This window comes from Nonomuraea sp. NPDC050540 (assembly GCF_044457485.1).
In the GTDB taxonomy this organism is placed as follows: domain Bacteria; phylum Actinomycetota; class Actinomycetes; order Streptosporangiales; family Streptosporangiaceae; genus Nonomuraea.
Genome location: NZ_JBITHA010000001.1, coordinates 286,055 through 302,730, shown reverse-complemented (window position 1 = coordinate 302,730; position 16,676 = coordinate 286,055). Strand labels below are relative to the sequence as shown.

Sequence of the window (16,676 nt, the reverse complement as noted above, 5' to 3'; positions counted from 1 at the left end):
AAGCTCATGCTGTTGTTGCTCGAATCCATCCAGACCCCCGACGCCACCGTCTACCGCGACAGCGACAACCCGCTGAAGTTCTACGTCCTGCCGGAAGATCCGTCGATGCGGATGGAGAACGGCAGGCCGGTCTTCAAGTACCTGATCTACCGGACGCTCAAGCCCCTGCCCAACGGGGGAAACGGCGCGGCGCTGGTGTTCATGGACATCGAACTGGCGCTCAACGAGACCCAGATGGCCGCGCTCGCGGTCCTTCTGGCCGAGAAGGTCACGCTGGAACGCGGACCGGGCGCCCAGCCGGTGGACCCGAAGGCGATCGTCCTGAGCAAGCCCGAGTTCACCGCGGGCAGCGTCACCGTGGACATGCTGGGCGGGTCCGGCAATCTCGTGCAGCGCGTCAACCACGCCGGCAAGCCGTCCATGTACGGCAACAACATCGTGGCCATCTCGGCCGAGCTGACCGAGTTCGGCGCGGCGATCTTCGAGGCCGCGATGAAGACCATCGGCGCCGGCGGCGTGCGGGTCACCTACGACCTGTCGTTCGCCGCGCGGCTGCCCGAGGTGCGGGCCACGGGCCGCTGGACGGCCAGCAAGTTCTACAGCTTCGTCCAGCAGGTCGACTTCGAGGAGAACTTCTGGTCCGAGGACGACTTCACCGAGAGCGTCGACGAGATCTTCGTCAACTCCGAGTCGCGCGTCGTGGACATCGACCCCGGTGTGCTGCCGAGCGACCACCCGGTGCTCAACACGATCAGGGGGCTGATGACCCAGCACCTCGACGACGCCATCAAGCGCAACCTCATCGAGGCCATCCCGCCCGAGAACCGCGACTTCTCCAAGGTCCGCGACGCCGACTTCGAGAACATCAAGCGCAGCGTCATGGTCAACAAGTCGTCGGACGTGTTCATCCAGTTCAGGGAGAAGCAGGTCACGACCGTGACCAAGGGCCCGCAGGCCAACGTCAAGTCGCTCGCCGATCTCGGGCTGAACTTCAAGGACTTCTCCCAGGAGGTGGACGCCGACCATCCGTTCCTGCGTCAGCTCAACCTCACCGTCCAGGTCAACGCCGAGTTCGAGGTGCTGCCGATCTTCAGCGTGGACGTGACCATCGACTTCCCGCCGCACACCGCCCAGCACGGGGTCAGGACGTTCACGTTCAGGAAAGCCGACGACGTGGGCAAGTTCGACGCGTTCCTCGACGGGCAGCCGAAGAAGTTCAAGTACCGCTACGTCGTCAACTACAAGGGCGAGAGCCGTACGTTCACCAGCCCGCTCATCGACCACGAGGGCGACGATCTCAAGATCAACATTGATGACCTCGGTCTCTGGATGGTCGACGTCGAGATCGGCGACATGAACTTCGACCAGGTCACCAAGGCCGTCCTGACGCTGCGGCACCCGGAGATCGCGCCGGGCGACCGGCCGGCCAAGACGTTCCAGATCGACAAGAACTTCACCAAGCAGAGCGTCAAGGCGGTGCTGCTGCAGCCCGCGCAGCCGTATGGCGGGTCGCTGAAGTACTTCATGAAGGACGGCAGAGAGTTCGTGCGTGAGCTCGCCGGGCTGACCGACAAGACGTTCATCGTGGACGACCCGTTCTCGGCCAACAAGACCATCCAGGTACGCAGCAGGGGCGACTTCGAGCGTTCCATCGACACGATCTTCATCGACTTCGACTACAGCGAGACGGGCAACGACTTCCAGCAGACCCCGTCGGTGATCATCGACAAGGGCAACCGGGGCGTCAACGTCACCTTCCCCGTCATCGACGAGGCGAACGGCAAGCTGACCTTCCGGGCGATCACCACCTTCCGCGACGGGCGCGTCTCCGACCCCGGGCCGAAGGAGCTGACCGAGCGGACGCTGGTGGTCGGCGAGCAGGCCAACATCCTGAGCGTCACCGTGCTGCCCGACCTCATCGACTGGACCAAGGTCAAGCTCGCGACGGTGGAGCTGACCCACGGGGCGGAGAGCGAGACGTTCGTCTTCCGCAAGGGCGAGGCCACCGAGCGGACCTGGGAGCTGGCGCTGCCCGACGGGGAGAAGAAGGAGTACCGCTGGTTCGCGAAGTTCTTCATGGAGGCCGGGGACCCGATCACGGACCGGTCGCCGGAGCCGGTGGACGACGAGAAGCTGGTCGTGGAACTGCCATGATCATCGAGGCTCCGCCGTACTTCATGATCGACGGTGTCACCGTGATGCGGGACCACGCCGACCCGCGCCAGTTCTACTACCTGCCGCTGTCGCCCTCCTTCCGGATGGAGGGCGGCGTGCCGGCGTTCAGCCTGCTGAAGTTCTTCTCCGCCTCGGGGGCGGGCGGCTTCGCCGACTTCGACGTGCACCTCGGCCTGGGCCCCCAGCAGTTCGCGCAGGTACGCGCGGAGGTCAAGCGGCTGGCCGGGCTGGCCGACGAGCCGAGCCTGGCGCCGCTGCCGGTCTTCGACGGCGGCGTCACGCTCATGCTGTTCGGCCGGCAGAGCGGCGAGAGCGGCGGAACCTTCGTCAAGGCGATCCGGCACGGCGGCAAGCCGTCCCTGTTCGGCGACAACAACGCGGCCTTCTCCGTCGAGCTCGACGCGCGCGGCGTGGAACTGCTCGACCAGGCGATGGAGCTCGCGCTGTCGCCCATCGGCGTCGTCTACCAGCTCGACTACCTGGCCCTTCGCCCCGCCTACCACGTACGGCTGAGCATCGACTGGAACCGGGCCCAGGAGATCCTCGACGAGTCGTTCGGCCAGGAGGGCCTGTTCACCTCCTTCCAGATCCAGGACGTGATGGAGAAGCTGGAGGAGCAGCGGGCGATCGTCTTCGAGGTCGACACCACGGTCCCCGAGGACGCCGACTCCGGCACCTTCGCCGCCCGCAGGGACGCCGCCGCGGCCCGCGCCCGCGACATGATCACCGACGCGTTCTTCGAGAGCTCGCTGGACCCGCTGCGCGAGCCGCCCGACGGCTGGGACCGGGCCCGCGAGGTGGTCCGCTCGTTCTCCCCCGCGCGCAGCACCCCGCTGGGGGTGTTCACCTACAAGAAGACCCACTTCACCAGGATCGACCGCAAGCGCCTGGACGTGAACCTGTCCGAACGCTCCACGGTCCGCCGCACGATCTACCCGCAGGGGCACCTGAGCGGGTTGTTCCGCGAGAGCGGCGGCGTGGACAGGACCAAGCACGTCAAGGTGATCAACGCCGACCATCCGTGGTTCCAGCGGCGCCGGGTCAAGGTCATCTCGCACGCCGACTTCGTCAAGGACCCGGTGCGCTCGATGACGGCCTTCCTCACCTACCGGGGCGAGGTCAAGAGCGTCCACCTCGACCAGAGCCGTCAGGAGGACACGGTCGAATGGCTCTCCCACGTCGAGGACGGCAAGCTGATCGAACCGGTCGGCCTGCGCTTCGCCGTGGACCTCCACCCCGACCCGACCGGCGAGCGGCCGCACCGGCTGGAGTCGGAGACGACGCAGGTCACCGGCGAGACCGCGCCGATCCAGCCGCGGGCGCTGTTCGCCCAGGAGCAGATCCCGGTCCTGACCCGCGCGTCGTTCCCGTGGGAGCGCTACCCGCTCGTGCAGGTGGAGCTGCGCTACGACGACCCCGTCCACGGCATCCGCCAGCACGACGTCGTGCAGCTCACGCAGAGCCACCCGTCGGACACCTGGGAACGGTTCCTGGTCGGCGAGCCCGCCGGGCCGGTCATGGCGCGGATCACCTACCGGGCCGCCGACAACCGCGACCGGGTCACGCCGCTCGCGCCGGTCACGCAGCCGCTCATCGACGTGCCCGACCCGTTCCCCTCCCGGCTGCGGGTGACGCTGACGCCCGTCCTGGACTGGACGCGGGTGGAACGGGCCTTCGTCGACCTGTCGTACGAGGACCCGGCCAACGGCATCCGGATCGGCGACTCGATCGAACTGGTGCAGGGGCAGCAACCGCGGCAGTTCGTCGCCGACCGCCTGGACGTGACGGTCGAGCGGGTCGGCTACCGGGTCACGATGCTGATGCGGGACGGGAGCGTGGTCAAGGCGCCGCGTTCCAGCACCCTGCGTTCCCAGATCTTCGTCGGCCCGCTTGGCCAGCGGGCGATCGCGGTGCGGGCGCCGGGCGACTTCGACGGCGTCAAGCGGATCGAGGTGGGGGCCAGGACGCCCGGCGGGTTCTCCGACGCGTTCACCTTCGAGTCGGCCGGCGCCAGCGCCGTCTTCGACTACGAGTTCACCACCCAGGCGGACGACTTCTACGAGCTCAGGGTCGAGCGCTTCTTCACCAACGGGCTCAAGTCCACGCGCGACTGGCAGGTGCACGACACCGACGCCGTCGTCGTCTGACCGGGGAGGTCGGGATGTTGCAGCTTGGGTCGCAGACGTTCGAGGTCGACGGGGTCACGGTGTTCCGCGACCACGCCGATCCGGACCAGTTCTGGTATCTGGCGACGGAGGTGGTGCTACGTACCCGCTCCGACGGGCGGGCGGCGTTCAGCTTCCTGCAGTACCGGCCCGATGTGAAGGACGCGGGGATCGAGGGCGGGGGCTTCCTCATGCTGGAGACGGCGGTGAGCCTGCCCGCCGCCACCCGGAGCAAGATCATGGGTCAGGCACAGGCGCTGGCGGCGAACCCCCGGCTGGTCGCGGCACCGGTGGAGGCCGGCAGTGTGCGGTGCCTGGCGCTGAACCTGGAGGGACCGGGCGGGACCACGGCGCCGCCCGGCGCGTTCACGCCCGTGACGCGGATCATGGGCGCGGCCAAGCCGTCGCTGGTCGGGGAGGAGACGGCGGCCTTCTCCCTGGTGCTGGACGAGGCGGGGGCGACGATCCTGGAGGCGGCCTTCGCCAACGGGCTGACGCCGATCGGGGTGGTCTACGACCTGACGTACTCGGCGCTGACCCCGGACCTGCACGTGGAGATCACCGCGGACCTCGACCGGGTCTACACCCATTTCTCCGCCGGGCTGGAGGCGCAGATCTACTGGCTGCGGGTGGGGATCGACGCCGGGTTCGAGGAACTGGTCGCGAACGGGGCCATCAAGATCAAGGTGATCGACTTCGAGGGGACCGGGGACCAGGCGGAGAAGTGGGCGCTCGACTTCTTCAAGACCGACCTGCTGTCGAAGTGGTTCGAGCCGTCGTTGTCGCTGGGCAAGCTGCAGGGCCCGACACAGCCGGAGGGGCTGGACGCCATCTTCGACCGGGCCAAGAAGCTCATCAAACCAGGCACCCCACCCGGAGGAACACCCCCAGGCGGCACCCCGCCCGGCGGCACCCCACCCGGAGGAACCCCGCCCGGGGGCACTCCTCCCGGGGGCACTCCTCCCGGAGGAACCCCGCCCGGGGGCAGCCCTCCTGGCGGCAGCCCACCTGGGGGGACGCCGCCACCGCCGCCGCCTCCTCGGCCCGCGCCCAGCCCCCAGGAAGGCGCCGCGGCGTCCATCCCGGCGCTGGTCTCCTTCAAGCTCAAGGTCCTCCGTCAGGAGGAACGCAAGAAGGTCACCCTCGTCTTCGAACGCCGCAAGGCCGTCAAGCGCACCTACGCCCCCCAGGGCTTCGTCGGCCTCCTGCTCGACGACCTGGCCGACAAATCGTCGTATTTCCTGAAGGTTGATCTGGCCGACTCCTTCTTCAAGAAGCTCGACGTCCACGTGGCCGCGCCCGTGGACTTCGTGGACATCGGCCTGTTCGCCACCGACGTGGCCATCGACTACGGCGGCAACGGCCCCGAGGACTTCCGCCTCACCCAGGCCGCCCCGGGACCGGCCCGCTTCACCACGTTCCTGAACGCCGCCCGCGACCTCGACTTCACCGTCGGCATGGAGCACCACTTCCACGCCAACTCCGGCTGGATCGGCGAGAAGCTCTCCTACCAGGTCCCGCCCCGCCGTACCAAGGACCGCACGCTCAAGGCCGACCCCCAGGACGACCTCGGCTTCCTCAAGCTGGAGATCTTCCCGAACCGCATCGACCCCGGCATCGTCGACGCCGTGGACGTGGACCTGCGCTACGACGACGGCCACACCTTCCAGCGCCGCGACATCTTCCGCGTCCGCCCGAAGGACGCCGCCCGGCAGTGGCGCCTGCGCCTGACCAGACCGGCGGAGAGGTCGTGGACCGCCCAGCTCACCCACCACCTGAGCGACGGCACCACCCGCGTCACCCCGGCCTTCTCCGGCGACGCCTCCTTCCTGCCGGTCAACGACCCCTTCCCCGACTCCCTCGACATCCTCGCCCTCCCCCTGTTCGAGCAGGGCACGGTCAGGATGGCCTTCCTGGAGGTGGAGTACGACGACCCGGCGAACACCTACCACCGGCGCGCCCGCCTGGAGATCCCCGGCACCGCCGTGAGCCCGCTGCCCCTGCGCGTCGCGCTCATCGACCCGGCCCGGCGCGAGTTCCGCCACCAGGTCACGGTCATCCGGCAGGACGGCGCGCTGATCCGCCACCCGCAGGCCCTGGGCGCGGACACCCTGATCGGCATCCACCTGTGAGAGCCGCCCTGCGCGCGATCGCCCGCCAAGACCTGCCGCCGCTTCTGGACGGCCTCCTCGACCGGCTGGCGGCCAGCCGCTGGCCGGAGGTGACGTGGCGGTGGAGCCGCCTGACGCCCTCGGGCTGCCCGGTGGAGCTGACGCCGGGACCCGACGGGCTGAGCTGGGCGGCGGAGGTGGCGCCGCCCGAGTTCCCCGACGCGGACCGGCTCGGGGAGGTACTGCGCGTGCTGGAGGAGGCGGGCCAGCCCTGCCTGGAGCCGATGCCGGGGCGGGTGGCGTCGGCCCGGTTCGGCGCGTGGATCGGGGGCAAGCCCGACGGGCGGCTCAAGGTGTACGCGGAACTCGCGGACGGCCCGCCGTACCCCATGCCGGAGCCGATCGCCGCGGTGGTGGCGAGGCTGCCGGTGGGCGCCCGCCCGCGCATGGCCGGGGCGGAGCCGAAGACGGGCAAGACGGAGCTGTACTTCCGGCTGCCGATGCTGGACGACCCGCTGGATCTGCTGCCGGTCCTGCTGGAGAGCGGCCACGCGGCGGCCGTGCGCGCCCTGGAGGAGCACCTCCCGGGCGGGCTCGGCCGCCTGCGCGGCCGGCGGCTCGGGCTGAGCGTCGCCTGGCACAGCGGGTCGCGGGGCAGGCCGCGGCTGGCGCTGTTCGCCTCTGCCAGAACACTCTTCCCTGAGGAACCCGAGCCGCACCCCGGCGTTCGCCGGGGCCTGGTCACGATGGGCCTGGACCCGGAGGGTCTCAGCCTTCCTGTGGTTGTGGCACTCTCTCCCGTCCCCGCGCGGCCCTGAGCCGTCCTGCCCAGTGGACCACGGCCATCGCGGCGGCGAGCGTCTCGGGACCGAGCAACAGCGTGGCGCAGCCGAGCCGGTACCAGAACGTCGCGGTGAGCGGGCCGAGCACGAGCCCCTCGGCGGTCCATTCCAGGACGGTGACGACGACCGGCAGCAGCAGGAACCAGAACCAGGCCAGCACCCCGGCGAACCCGGCCAGCCACACCCACCGGAACCACCGGGCGGCGCGGAGGTCGGCCGGCGCGGCGGCGGCCAGTTCCGCGGCCTGGGCCGGGGTCAGGCGGCCGAAGGCCTGCCGCAGCATGAGCGACTTGACCTCCCACAGGTTGCGGCAGCCGAGCCAGTTGACCAGGACGGCGTACAGGTCGGTGCGCATGAAGATCATGCACTGCCAGAGCAGGCCGGTGAGCTTCACGAAGACCCAGACGGCCAGGGTGGCGTCGACGGGCTCCGGCGGGCCGGTCAGGCGGATGCCGAGCAGGACGGCGAGGGTGACGACGTCGATGGCCATGCCGCCGAGCAGGGGCCCGTAGCGTCTGCGCCGGGGCACGCTCCACACCTGGGTGAGGTCGGTCTCGAAGACCAGCAGCATCATGCGCCGGTCCACGCCGAAGCGGGACCTGATGCCGATCGCCCGCGCGGCCAGCCAGTGCCCGGCCTCGTGCAGCGCCATCGACGCCATCGAGAACGGCACCAGCAGCAGCGCGCTCAGCCCGATGTCGGCCAGCACGAACGCGTCCTCGCCCGGCTTGGGGAAGAGGCGAGGTTCGAGGACGAAGACGGCCAGGCAGAACGCCGCGCAGGCGGCGTAGATCGTCCAGGCGACCGGGCCGAAGAACGGCCTGACGTGCTCCTCGCGTACGCCGCCGAGCCAGCGTCTGCCCTGGATGGGCGCGGTCTTGGGCGCTTCCTGTTGTTCGCCGTCGTCGACGAAGCCGAGTTCCTGGAGCACCTCGACGAAGGAGGGAACGTCCACGGGTTCGCCGGCGAACGCCTCGGCCTCGCGCGCCGCCTCCTCGGTGGTGGCGCCGCGCTGCAGGGCGGTGATGACCACGCCGCCGACCGCGGGGATGGTGATGAAGGTGCCCGATTCGGGGTCGCCGACCAGGACCTCCTCCCCTTCCTCGACGAGGCTCAGCGGGCGCAGCCGTACGGTCTGGGTCATGGGGTGCCTCTCCGCGGTGCGAGCGCGCAGGCCGGACAGCCGGGATCGGACGGGAACGGCTCCCACACCGGCACCAGTCCCGTCCTGAGATCGAGCATCACGCGCGCCCCCGCGGCCCGAGGCGGCTCGAATCCGGTCAGGTAGCGCAGCGCCTCGTAGGCGATGAGCGAGCCCATCTGCGCGGCGATGGGGCCGATGAGCGCGTTGTTGAGCTGAAGCCCCTGGCTGAGCCGCTGGGCGACGCCGCCGGAGGTGGGCGAACTCGGATCGGGCCGGTCGGACTCGTCGCACAGCAGGCACGGGCTCCTGCCGGGGTCGACGGAGCAGTACATCAGCTGCGTACGGCCCATGCCGCCGCCCACGAGGGGGATGCCCGCGCGCAGGGCGGCCTCGTTGACCCAAAGGTGGGCGCCGGGTTCGCCGTCCAGGCCGCCCGCGATGAGGTCGACGCCGTCGGTGAGGTCCTTGAGGTCCTCGGGTCCGGCGATCCACCGGTCGACGGCCCGTACCTCGATGGAGGGGTCGTACTCGTGCACCCACTCCGCGGCCCGCTCGACCTTGGATCTGCCGATGTCGGCGTGGCGGTAGAGGAACTGGCGGGCGAAGTTGCGCGGGGCGACGTCGTCGCGGTCGACGATGGTGAGCCTGCCGACGCCGAGGCCGGCCAGCGACTGCACGACCGAGGATCCCCCGCCGCCGGCCCCGAGCACCAGCACGTGGGAACGGCGCAGCTTGCGCATCATCTCGGCCCTGGACACGCGCAGGCCGGAGAAGGCGCCCAGGAAGGTCATGGTGGAGAAGTGGCGTTCGTCGGCCTCGGGGTCGCCGAGCCAGCGTTCGCCCGCGTCCTCCAGCAATCCGAGTGAGTCGAGCCCGTCGAGTCCGTCGGCGACGTCGTCCTCGCTCAGTTCGACGCCGCGCGTCCGCAGCGCGGCCGACAGCCCGGCGGCGGTGGCGGGGCCCTTGGCCAGCTCGTCGAGGAGGGCGGCGACCTGGCCGCCGGGGTCGGCCAGCGTCAGCGCCTCCCGGGGATCGTGCACCAGGACGAGATCCTCGCCCAGGGACTCCCAGGCGCATTCCTTCAGAACGACTCGCACAGCCTCTCCTCGAAGGACGGTCAGAGCCGATCGGGCGAGGTAGCACCGTCCTCGCCCGATCGCGGTGAATCAGGCGTCCCGAACGGTGGCCTTGACGGCCTCGACCTTGCGAACCTCGATCTTCATGCGAACCTCCCTTCCCCGCGTCTCTACGTGATCAAGAGTCCTGTGCAGCGCCACAAAAACGCCATAAAGTCACCACTGACGCCCCCATAACTGGAGGTTCATGTGGAATTCGGTATCCTCGGACCTCTTCTCATTTCCGGCGACGACGGCTCAGTCCAGCTCCCCCGCAAGCCGCGCGCCGTCCTCAGCGCGCTGCTCCTGCACCCCAACCAGATCGTCTCCAGGGACCGGCTCATCGCCGCCGTCTGGGAGCAGCCGCCGCGCTCGGCCGTGTCCAACCTGCAGACCTACGTCTCCCAGATCCGCCGCGCCGCCATCGACGTCGAGACGTGCGAGCCCGGCTACCGCCTGCGCGCCGACCCCGGGCACCTGGACCTGCTGGCCTTCGGCGAAGCCGTCCAGGGGGCCCGCGAGCACGCCGCCCGCGACGACCTGGCCGCCGCGCACGTGCGGTTCCAGCGCGCGTTCCGGCTGTGGCGCGGCCGCCCAGCCGAGGACGCGCCGCTGGCGCGCACCCTCGCCCCCCGCATCGCCGAGCTGGAGGAGCAGGCCGACCGCGCCCGCGCCGACTGGACCGACGTACGGCTCGCGCTCGGCCTCCACCAGGAGCTGATCACCGAGCTGTACGCCCAGCTGGAGGCCGACCCCCTGCGCGAGCGCCCCTGGCGCCAGCTCATGCTCGCCCTGCACGGCGCCGGAAGGCGGGCCGAGGCGCTCGACGCCTACATGCGCGCCCGCAAGGTCCTCGTCGACGAGCTCGGCGTGGAGCCGGGCCCCGAGCTGCGCGAGCTGCACGGCGCGCTGCTCGCCGGCGAACAGGCCCACCCTCCGGTACGGCGGGCTGCCCCCACCTGGACCGGCCTGTGCCAGCTCCCGGCCGACCTGGGCGACTTCGTGGGCCGGGCCGCCGAGCTGGCCACCGTGACCGGCGCCCTGGACGTGGGCGGGTCAGCCCCGGCCATCGTCGTCGTGTCCGGGCCGCCGGGGACGGGCAAGAGCACGCTGGCCGTACACGCGGCTCATCGGATGCGTGAGCGCTATCCGGACGGGCAGCTGTTCGCCAGGCTCGGCGGCATGGACCCCGGCGACGCCCTCGCCGAACTGCTCAAGGCGCTCGGTGTCGACGGCGAGATGCTGCCCGCGGCGACGGAGGACCGTGCGGCGATGTACCGGGCGCGGGTCGCCGACCGGGCGGTGCTGGTCGTGCTCGACGACGCCCGCGACGAACTGCAGGTGCAGCACCTGCTGCCGGGCACGCCGCGCAGCGCGGTGATCGTCACCTCCCGCGGCCCGCTGGCGGCGCTGCCCGGCGCGACGGCGGTGCCGCTGGAGGTGCTGCCGTTCGAGGACGCGCAGCGGCTGCTGGCGGGGATCGCCGGGCGTGACCGCGTCGCCGCCGCCCCGGACTCGGCCGAGACGATCGTGCGGGTCTGCGGGCGGCTGCCGCTGGCCATCCGTATCGCCGGAGCGCGCCTGGCCACCCGGCCCGCCTGGCCGCTGGCCGACTTCGCCGAGCGCATCTCCTCGGCCAGCCTCGACGAGCTGCGCTACGGCCGGCTGGATGTGCGCAGCACGTACGCGATGGGGTTCGCGCCGCTGTCGATCGCGGCCAGGCGGGCGTTCCTGATGTTCGGCGTGACCGGGCTCGACAGCGTGGCCGACTGGTCGATGCGGGCGCTGCTCGGCCAGCCGCCCCGCCTGGCCGACCAGGCCGTCGAGGATCTCGCCACCGCCGGCCTGATCACCGCCAGCGAGATCGACGGCGCCGGGCAGGCCCGCTACCGGATGCACGACCTGCTGCGCGACTTCGCCCGGGAACTGGCCGTGGACGGGCAGGCCGACGCGTTGCGCCGCCTGTCGCAGGAGTCGCTGGAGCGCCTGATGGCCGCCACCACCGAGCTGCCGCTGCCCCTCGTGCCCCCGGCGCCCGACGCGCCGCCCCGCACGCCGCCCGCCGGTCCGCGCCGCCGCGCCTGGCTGCTGGCCGAGCGCAAGACGCTGCTGGCCGTGGCGCAGGCCGCCGCCCCGTCCATGGCCGCCCGGCTGGCCGAGGTGATCACGCCGTTCCTGACCATCCGCGGCTTCCACGACGACGCCGACCGCCTGCTCAGCGCCGTCAGCGCCGTCACCGACCGCAAGACCGCCCGCCGTCTGCGGCTCATGCGCGTCGACGTCGGCCTCGACCGGGGCCGCGCCCGCGAGGTCGGGGCCGAACTGCGCGAACTCCTGGCCGCCGCCGAAGCCGACGGCGACCAGCACGAGGCCGCCTACGCCCTCACCATGCTCGGCACCTGCGCCGCCGCCGCGGGCGACCTCGGCCGCGCGCTCGCCCACACCACCCTCGCCGCCGACCGCTTCCTCGAGTACGGCGACACCAACGGCCTGGCCAACGCCTGGATCGCCATGTCGGTCATCCACCTGCACCAGGCCCGCTGGCCCGAGGCGGCCGAGGTGTGCGAGCTCGGCCTCGTGCTGACCGGCGGCGCCCAGAACGCCCAGTACCACGCCGATCTCCTGCGCGGCCTCGGCATCGCCCGCTTCGAGATGGGCAAGGTCGAGAACGCCATCGAGCACTACGAGGAGAGCCTGCGCCTGGCCCGCGAACTCGACTGGGCCAAGGGCGAGCGCATGACGTTACGCCGCCTGGGCGAGGCGCACGCGGCGCTCGGCCACTTCGAGCAGGCCACCGCGATGCTGGCCGAGTGCGGCAGGATGTTCGCCGCGGCCGGGGACGTGCACGGGGAGGCGCTGACCGAGTTCGCGCTCGGCGAGACCTGCCGGTGGCGCGGGGACGAACAGGCGGCCCTCGGCCACTTCCAGACCTGCGCCGCCCTGCTCGGCCCGCTGGGCGAGCCGACCTGGCGGGTGCGCACGCTCAAGGAGATCGCCCGCTCCCGCGCCGCCCTGGCCACGGCCGGACGCGGCTAGGACGTGGTGGCTAGGACGTGGTGGCCAGGACGAACGGCAGCACGGCCGGGGCGCCGGCGTGGCGGATCAGGGCGGCGCCCAGGGTCATGGTCCAGCCGGTGTCGACCCGGTCGTCGACCAGCAGCACGGGACCCCCGCACGCGGCGATCGCGGCGCCGAGCTCCTTGGGCATCGCCAGCGTGGCCCGGATCGCCTGCACCCGCTTGGCGCTGTTGAACTGGCTGCCCGGCGACCCCGCGCGGTAGCCCAGCTCGCCCAGGTAGGTGAGGCGGCCGACCTGCGCCAGCCGTTCCGCGAACCCGCGCACCAGCACCGGCCGCGAACCCGATGGCACGCTGACCACGGCCACCGGCCGCTCGCGCCACTCCCACGCGGCCAGCACCTGCACCACGGCCTTGAACATCTCGTCGGAGACCGCCGCGTCGCCGCCGGCGAACAGCTCGCGCAGCCGGTTGCCCCACCCGATGTCGGTCATCCGCCCGAGTGCCCGCCCCGGCTCGGCGCCCAGCTCGGACTTGATCCGCCCGGACAGGTCGGACAGGCCCGTCGGCCACTGCTTGCGCGCCTCGATCTCCACGCCGGGCCGCCCGAGCCGCTGCCGGGCGGACTCGACCGCCTGGGCGCCGATCTCGGCCGAGCGGTGCTGCCCGGTGCAGTTGTCGCAGCGCCCGCACGGCTTGGCGGCCTCGTCGTCGAGCAGCTTGCGCAGGAACTCCTCGCGGCACTCGCCGGTGCTCTGGTAGGCGAGCATGGCGTCCTGCTCGGCCTTGCGCTCGGCGGCGATGCGGGAGTAGCGCTCGGCGTCGTAGTCCCAGGGCTCGCCGGTGGCCTCCCAGCCGCCCTTGACCCGATGCACGGCCCCGTCGACGTCGAGGACCTTCAGCATCATGTCCAGGCGGCTGCGGCTGAGGTCGACCCGGCTCTCCAGCGCGGGCGTGGACAGCACGCCGCCGCTCTCCTCCAGGGCGGCCAGCGTCGCGCGTACCTGCTGCTCCGGTGGGAAGGCCAGCGAGGAGAAGTAGGCCCAGATGTCGCGGTCCTCGGTGCCGGGCAGCAGGATCACCTCGGCCCGTTCGACGCCGCGCCCGGCCCGGCCGACCTGCTGGTAGTAGGCGACGGGCGACTGCGGCGCGCCGACGTGGATGACGAAGCCCAGGTCGGGCTTGTCGAAGCCCATGCCGAGCGCGCTGGTGGCGACCAGTGCCTTGATCTTGTTGGTGAGCAGCGCCTCCTCGGCGGCCAGGCGCTCGGACGGCTCGGTCTGGCCGGAGTAGGCGGCCACCTCGTGGCCCTGCTCGCGCAGGTAGCCGGCGATCTCGTGGGCGGCGGCGACGGTCAGCGTGTAGACGATGCCGGAGCCGGGCAGCTCGTGGAGGGTCTGCGCCAGCCAGGCCAGCCGCTGCTCGGCCGTGGGGAGCCTGACCACGCCGAGGTGGAGGCTCTCGCGCTCCAGCGGCCCGCGCAGCACCAGGGTCTGCTCGCCCATCTGCTCGGCGACGTCGCGGGTCACGCGCGCGTTGGCGGTGGCCGTCGTGGCCAGCACCGGGATGCCGGGCGGCAGCTCCTCGAACAACGTCGCCAGCCGCCGGTAGTCGGGCCGGAAGTCGTGGCCCCAGTCGGAGATGCAGTGGGCCTCGTCGACCACGACGAGCCCGGCGCTCTCGGCCAGTTCGGGCAGCACGTTGTCGCGGAAGTCGGGGTTGTTGAGCCGTTCGGGGCTGACCAGCAGCACGTCGACCAGGCCGTCGGCGACCTGCTCGTAGATCCGGCCCCATTCCTCCGGGTTGGCGGAGTTGATGGTGACGGCCCTGATCCCGGCCCGCTCGGCGGCGGCGATCTGGTTGCGCATGAGCGCCAGCAGCGGCGAGACGATGACCGTGGGCCCCTCGCCCAGGTCGCGCAGCAGCCCGGTGGCCACGAAGTAGACCGCCGACTTGCCCCAGCCCGTGCGCTGGACCACCAGCACCCGCCTGCGGTCGACGACGAGCGCCTCGATCGCGGACCACTGGTCGTCTCTGAGGCGCGCGTGGTCCCCCGCGAGCGCCCTGAGTCGCGTCTCGGCCTCTTCGCGCAACGCGGCGGTGTCGTCAAACATGCTGTCCTTGTTACCAGTCCGCGCCGACGAAATCACATCGGCTCCTCTTTACGGCTCCCGCACGATGCGGGCGGGTGGTCAGAGCAGCGGCACGATCGGTCTGGTCACAGGCGGCAGGCCGGCCCCCAGCACAGGAGCGGGGACCGGAGCCGTGGGAGCGGGGGACGGCGTCGGGCAGACCCGCCTGTTCGTCATGGAGACCAGCTCGGGCGGCGTGGTGAAGCACACGTGGGTCTCCAGCGCCCGCCGCAGCGCCTTGGGCCGGTTGGTGATCAGCCCGTCCACCCCGGCCGCGACGACCCGGCGCATCGCCGGGCGCCGGTTCACGGTGAAGGCCAGCACCTTGAGACCCAGCCGGTGCGCCCGGCGGACGTAGGCGGGGGTCATGGCGCGGTGTTTGACGCTCACGTACTCGGCGTACTCGGCGATGTCGGTCAGCTCGGCCTCGGCCGGCGACCTGCTGAGGACCGCCCGCTCTCCCCTGGCCTGGAACCTCTTGATGAACTGCCAGTCGAAGCTCTGCACGATCGTCAGCGGCGGCGCGAGCGCCATCAGCCCGGCCAGGCGCTCGGCCACCTCGGGCGCGTCGGCGGGGTGCTTGACCTCCAGCAGCAGCCCGGGGCCGCCTTTCATGGCCTCCAGTACGGCGCGCAGCGTCGGCACCCGCTCCCCGGCGAACTTCTGGTCGAACCAGCTCCCGGCGTCCAGCCTGCCGATCTCCTCCAGCGTGAAGTCCCGCACCCGCCACGGAGCGCGGTCGGGGAAGACCTGCTCGACGTCGGTCGTGCGGGCCAGCGACGCGTCGTGGATGACCACGAGGTGGCCGTCCCGGGTCTGGTGGACGTCCAGCTCGTAGAGATCGGCGCCGGCGGTGCCGGCGGCGCGGAAGGCGGCCAGAGTGTTCTCCGGCGCCACCTTGGGAGCGCCTCGATGGGCCACGATCAGCGGGTCCGGATCAAACATGATCCCTATTCGAGCGCATCCGGCGATCTTTGCCCGGTAGGACATGCCGTAGCGGTCGAATAGGGCATTTGTCCAGGTCAGAGCTCCACGGGCAGCAGCTTCCCGCTGTGGACGTCGTAGATCGCTCCGCCCACCGGCAGCGGGTGCGGGAAGAACGGGGTGGTCCTGATCCGGGTCAGGTCGTGGCGCAGGGCCGCCTGCTGGTCGGGGACGGTGTGGAACTCCAGGCTGCGGGTGTCCACGCCCTGCTGCTGGGCGAGGGCGTGCACGTCGTTGTCGGAGACCTTGGACATGCCGCAGTCGGTGTGCGGCATCACCAGGACGCGCTCGACGCCCAGGAGGAAGACCGCCAGCACCAGGGTGCGCAGGACGTCGTCGGTGACGCGGGCACCGGCATTGCGCAGGATCTTGGCGTCGCCCGGCACCAGGCCGAGCAGCCCCAGAGGGTCGATGCGCGAATCCATGCACGTCACCACCGCGAGCCCGCGGGCCGCGCGTCCGGTGAGGTCGGAGCCGGTGAAGCCGGCGGCGTACGTGGCGTTGGCGGCCAGCAGGTCGTCGAATTCACTCATGAGTCAGATGATGCCGCACGCTCGTTTCCTGAGGGTTTCCGGGGTGCCCGCCAGGCTGAAGTGGCGAACGTCCCACGATCACCCCTTACTCTTTGTGATGGAGATGTAGCCACACGTGATTGATGGAGAAGGTTGCCGTGAGCCGGTCAGAAACCCTCGCCGCCTATCTGCGCTCCCAGGCGCGCCGCCGCCTCGACCGGGTGGAGTCCAACGACGAGGGCAGGAACGCCCGCGGCGCGCTCGCGCTCTTCGACGCGGCCGCGTACGCGGCCAGCCTGCCCGACGACGACCCGCTGATCGCCATGCTCGACAAGGCCGGCTGCTACGGCCCGCTCGGCTGCGAGGACTTCGACCCCGGCGAGGCCGGGGCCCGCCTGATCCGCGACTGGCAGGCCGGTGAACCCCACGAACTCCTGCTGGCCCTGCCCGCCACCGTCACCGCGTGACCCAGGTGTCGG

At 71.3% G+C, this 16,676-nt stretch carries 11 protein-coding genes; 6 read left to right on the top strand and 5 right to left on the bottom strand.

The window, feature by feature from the left end; all coding sequences use genetic code 11:
* Positions 1–6: 6 nt before the first annotated feature.
* Genes ACIBI5_RS01385 through ACIBI5_RS01370 form a run of 4 tightly spaced genes read left to right on the top strand, consistent with a single transcriptional unit; the run spans position 7 to position 7,269 of the window.
* On the top strand, positions 7–2,154 hold the full coding sequence (locus ACIBI5_RS01385) for a hypothetical protein (protein ID WP_397241997.1): 2,148 nt from the start codon (positions 7–9) through the stop codon (positions 2,152–2,154).
* Complete coding sequence (locus tag ACIBI5_RS01380) at positions 2,151–4,322, top strand: hypothetical protein (protein ID WP_397241995.1); 2,172 nt, start codon at positions 2,151–2,153, stop codon at positions 4,320–4,322. Before ACIBI5_RS01385 ends, ACIBI5_RS01380 begins: the two co-directional genes overlap by 4 nt.
* A 14-nt stretch (positions 4,323–4,336) precedes the next feature.
* The gene (locus tag ACIBI5_RS01375; protein WP_397241993.1) at positions 4,337–6,472 is read left to right on the top strand and encodes a hypothetical protein; all 2,136 of its coding nucleotides are present in this window, start codon (positions 4,337–4,339) and stop codon (positions 6,470–6,472) included.
* Complete coding sequence (locus ACIBI5_RS01370; protein WP_397241991.1) at positions 6,469–7,269, top strand: hypothetical protein; 801 nt, start codon at positions 6,469–6,471, stop codon at positions 7,267–7,269. The genes ACIBI5_RS01375 and ACIBI5_RS01370 overlap by 4 nt, the downstream gene beginning before the upstream one ends.
* Here ACIBI5_RS01370 and ACIBI5_RS01365 read toward each other — a convergent pair.
* Both ACIBI5_RS01365 and ACIBI5_RS01360 read right to left on the bottom strand, forming a co-directional pair.
* Positions 7,220–8,437 carry a hypothetical protein gene (locus ACIBI5_RS01365; RefSeq protein ID WP_397241990.1) on the bottom strand — a complete coding sequence of 406 codons (1,218 nt, stop codon included), beginning with the start codon at positions 8,435–8,437 and terminating at the stop codon, positions 7,220–7,222. The genes ACIBI5_RS01370 and ACIBI5_RS01365 overlap by 50 nt on opposite strands.
* Entirely contained in the window at positions 8,434–9,534 is a 1,101-nt protein-coding gene (locus ACIBI5_RS01360) for a HesA/MoeB/ThiF family protein (RefSeq protein WP_397241988.1), read from the bottom strand. Before ACIBI5_RS01360 ends, ACIBI5_RS01365 begins: the two co-directional genes overlap by 4 nt.
* A gap of 228 nt (positions 9,535–9,762) precedes the next feature.
* Here ACIBI5_RS01360 and ACIBI5_RS01355 point away from each other — a divergent pair, with 228 nt between their 5' ends.
* On the top strand, positions 9,763–12,588 hold the full coding sequence (locus ACIBI5_RS01355; protein WP_397241986.1) for a BTAD domain-containing putative transcriptional regulator: 2,826 nt from the start codon (positions 9,763–9,765) through the stop codon (positions 12,586–12,588).
* A 10-nt stretch (positions 12,589–12,598) separates the two neighbouring features.
* Here ACIBI5_RS01355 and ACIBI5_RS01350 read toward each other — a convergent pair whose 3' ends face one another.
* From ACIBI5_RS01350 to ACIBI5_RS01340, 3 genes are all read right to left on the bottom strand, one after another.
* Complete coding sequence (locus ACIBI5_RS01350) at positions 12,599–14,683, bottom strand: RecQ family ATP-dependent DNA helicase (RefSeq protein ID WP_397241984.1); 2,085 nt, start codon at positions 14,681–14,683, stop codon at positions 12,599–12,601.
* Between the two features lie 78 nt (positions 14,684–14,761).
* Positions 14,762–15,646, bottom strand: a complete 885-nt coding sequence (locus ACIBI5_RS01345) for a glycerophosphodiester phosphodiesterase (RefSeq protein WP_397241982.1) — start codon at positions 15,644–15,646, stop codon at positions 14,762–14,764.
* Between the two features lie 77 nt (positions 15,647–15,723).
* Entirely contained in the window at positions 15,724–16,218 is a 495-nt protein-coding gene (locus ACIBI5_RS01340) for a beta-class carbonic anhydrase (RefSeq protein WP_397241980.1), read from the bottom strand.
* A gap of 137 nt (positions 16,219–16,355) precedes the next feature.
* Here ACIBI5_RS01340 and ACIBI5_RS01335 point away from each other — a divergent pair, with 137 nt between their 5' ends.
* Positions 16,356–16,664 carry a hypothetical protein gene (locus tag ACIBI5_RS01335; RefSeq protein WP_379609509.1) on the top strand — a complete coding sequence of 103 codons (309 nt, stop codon included), beginning with the start codon at positions 16,356–16,358 and terminating at the stop codon, positions 16,662–16,664.
* Positions 16,665–16,676 lie beyond the last annotated feature (12 nt).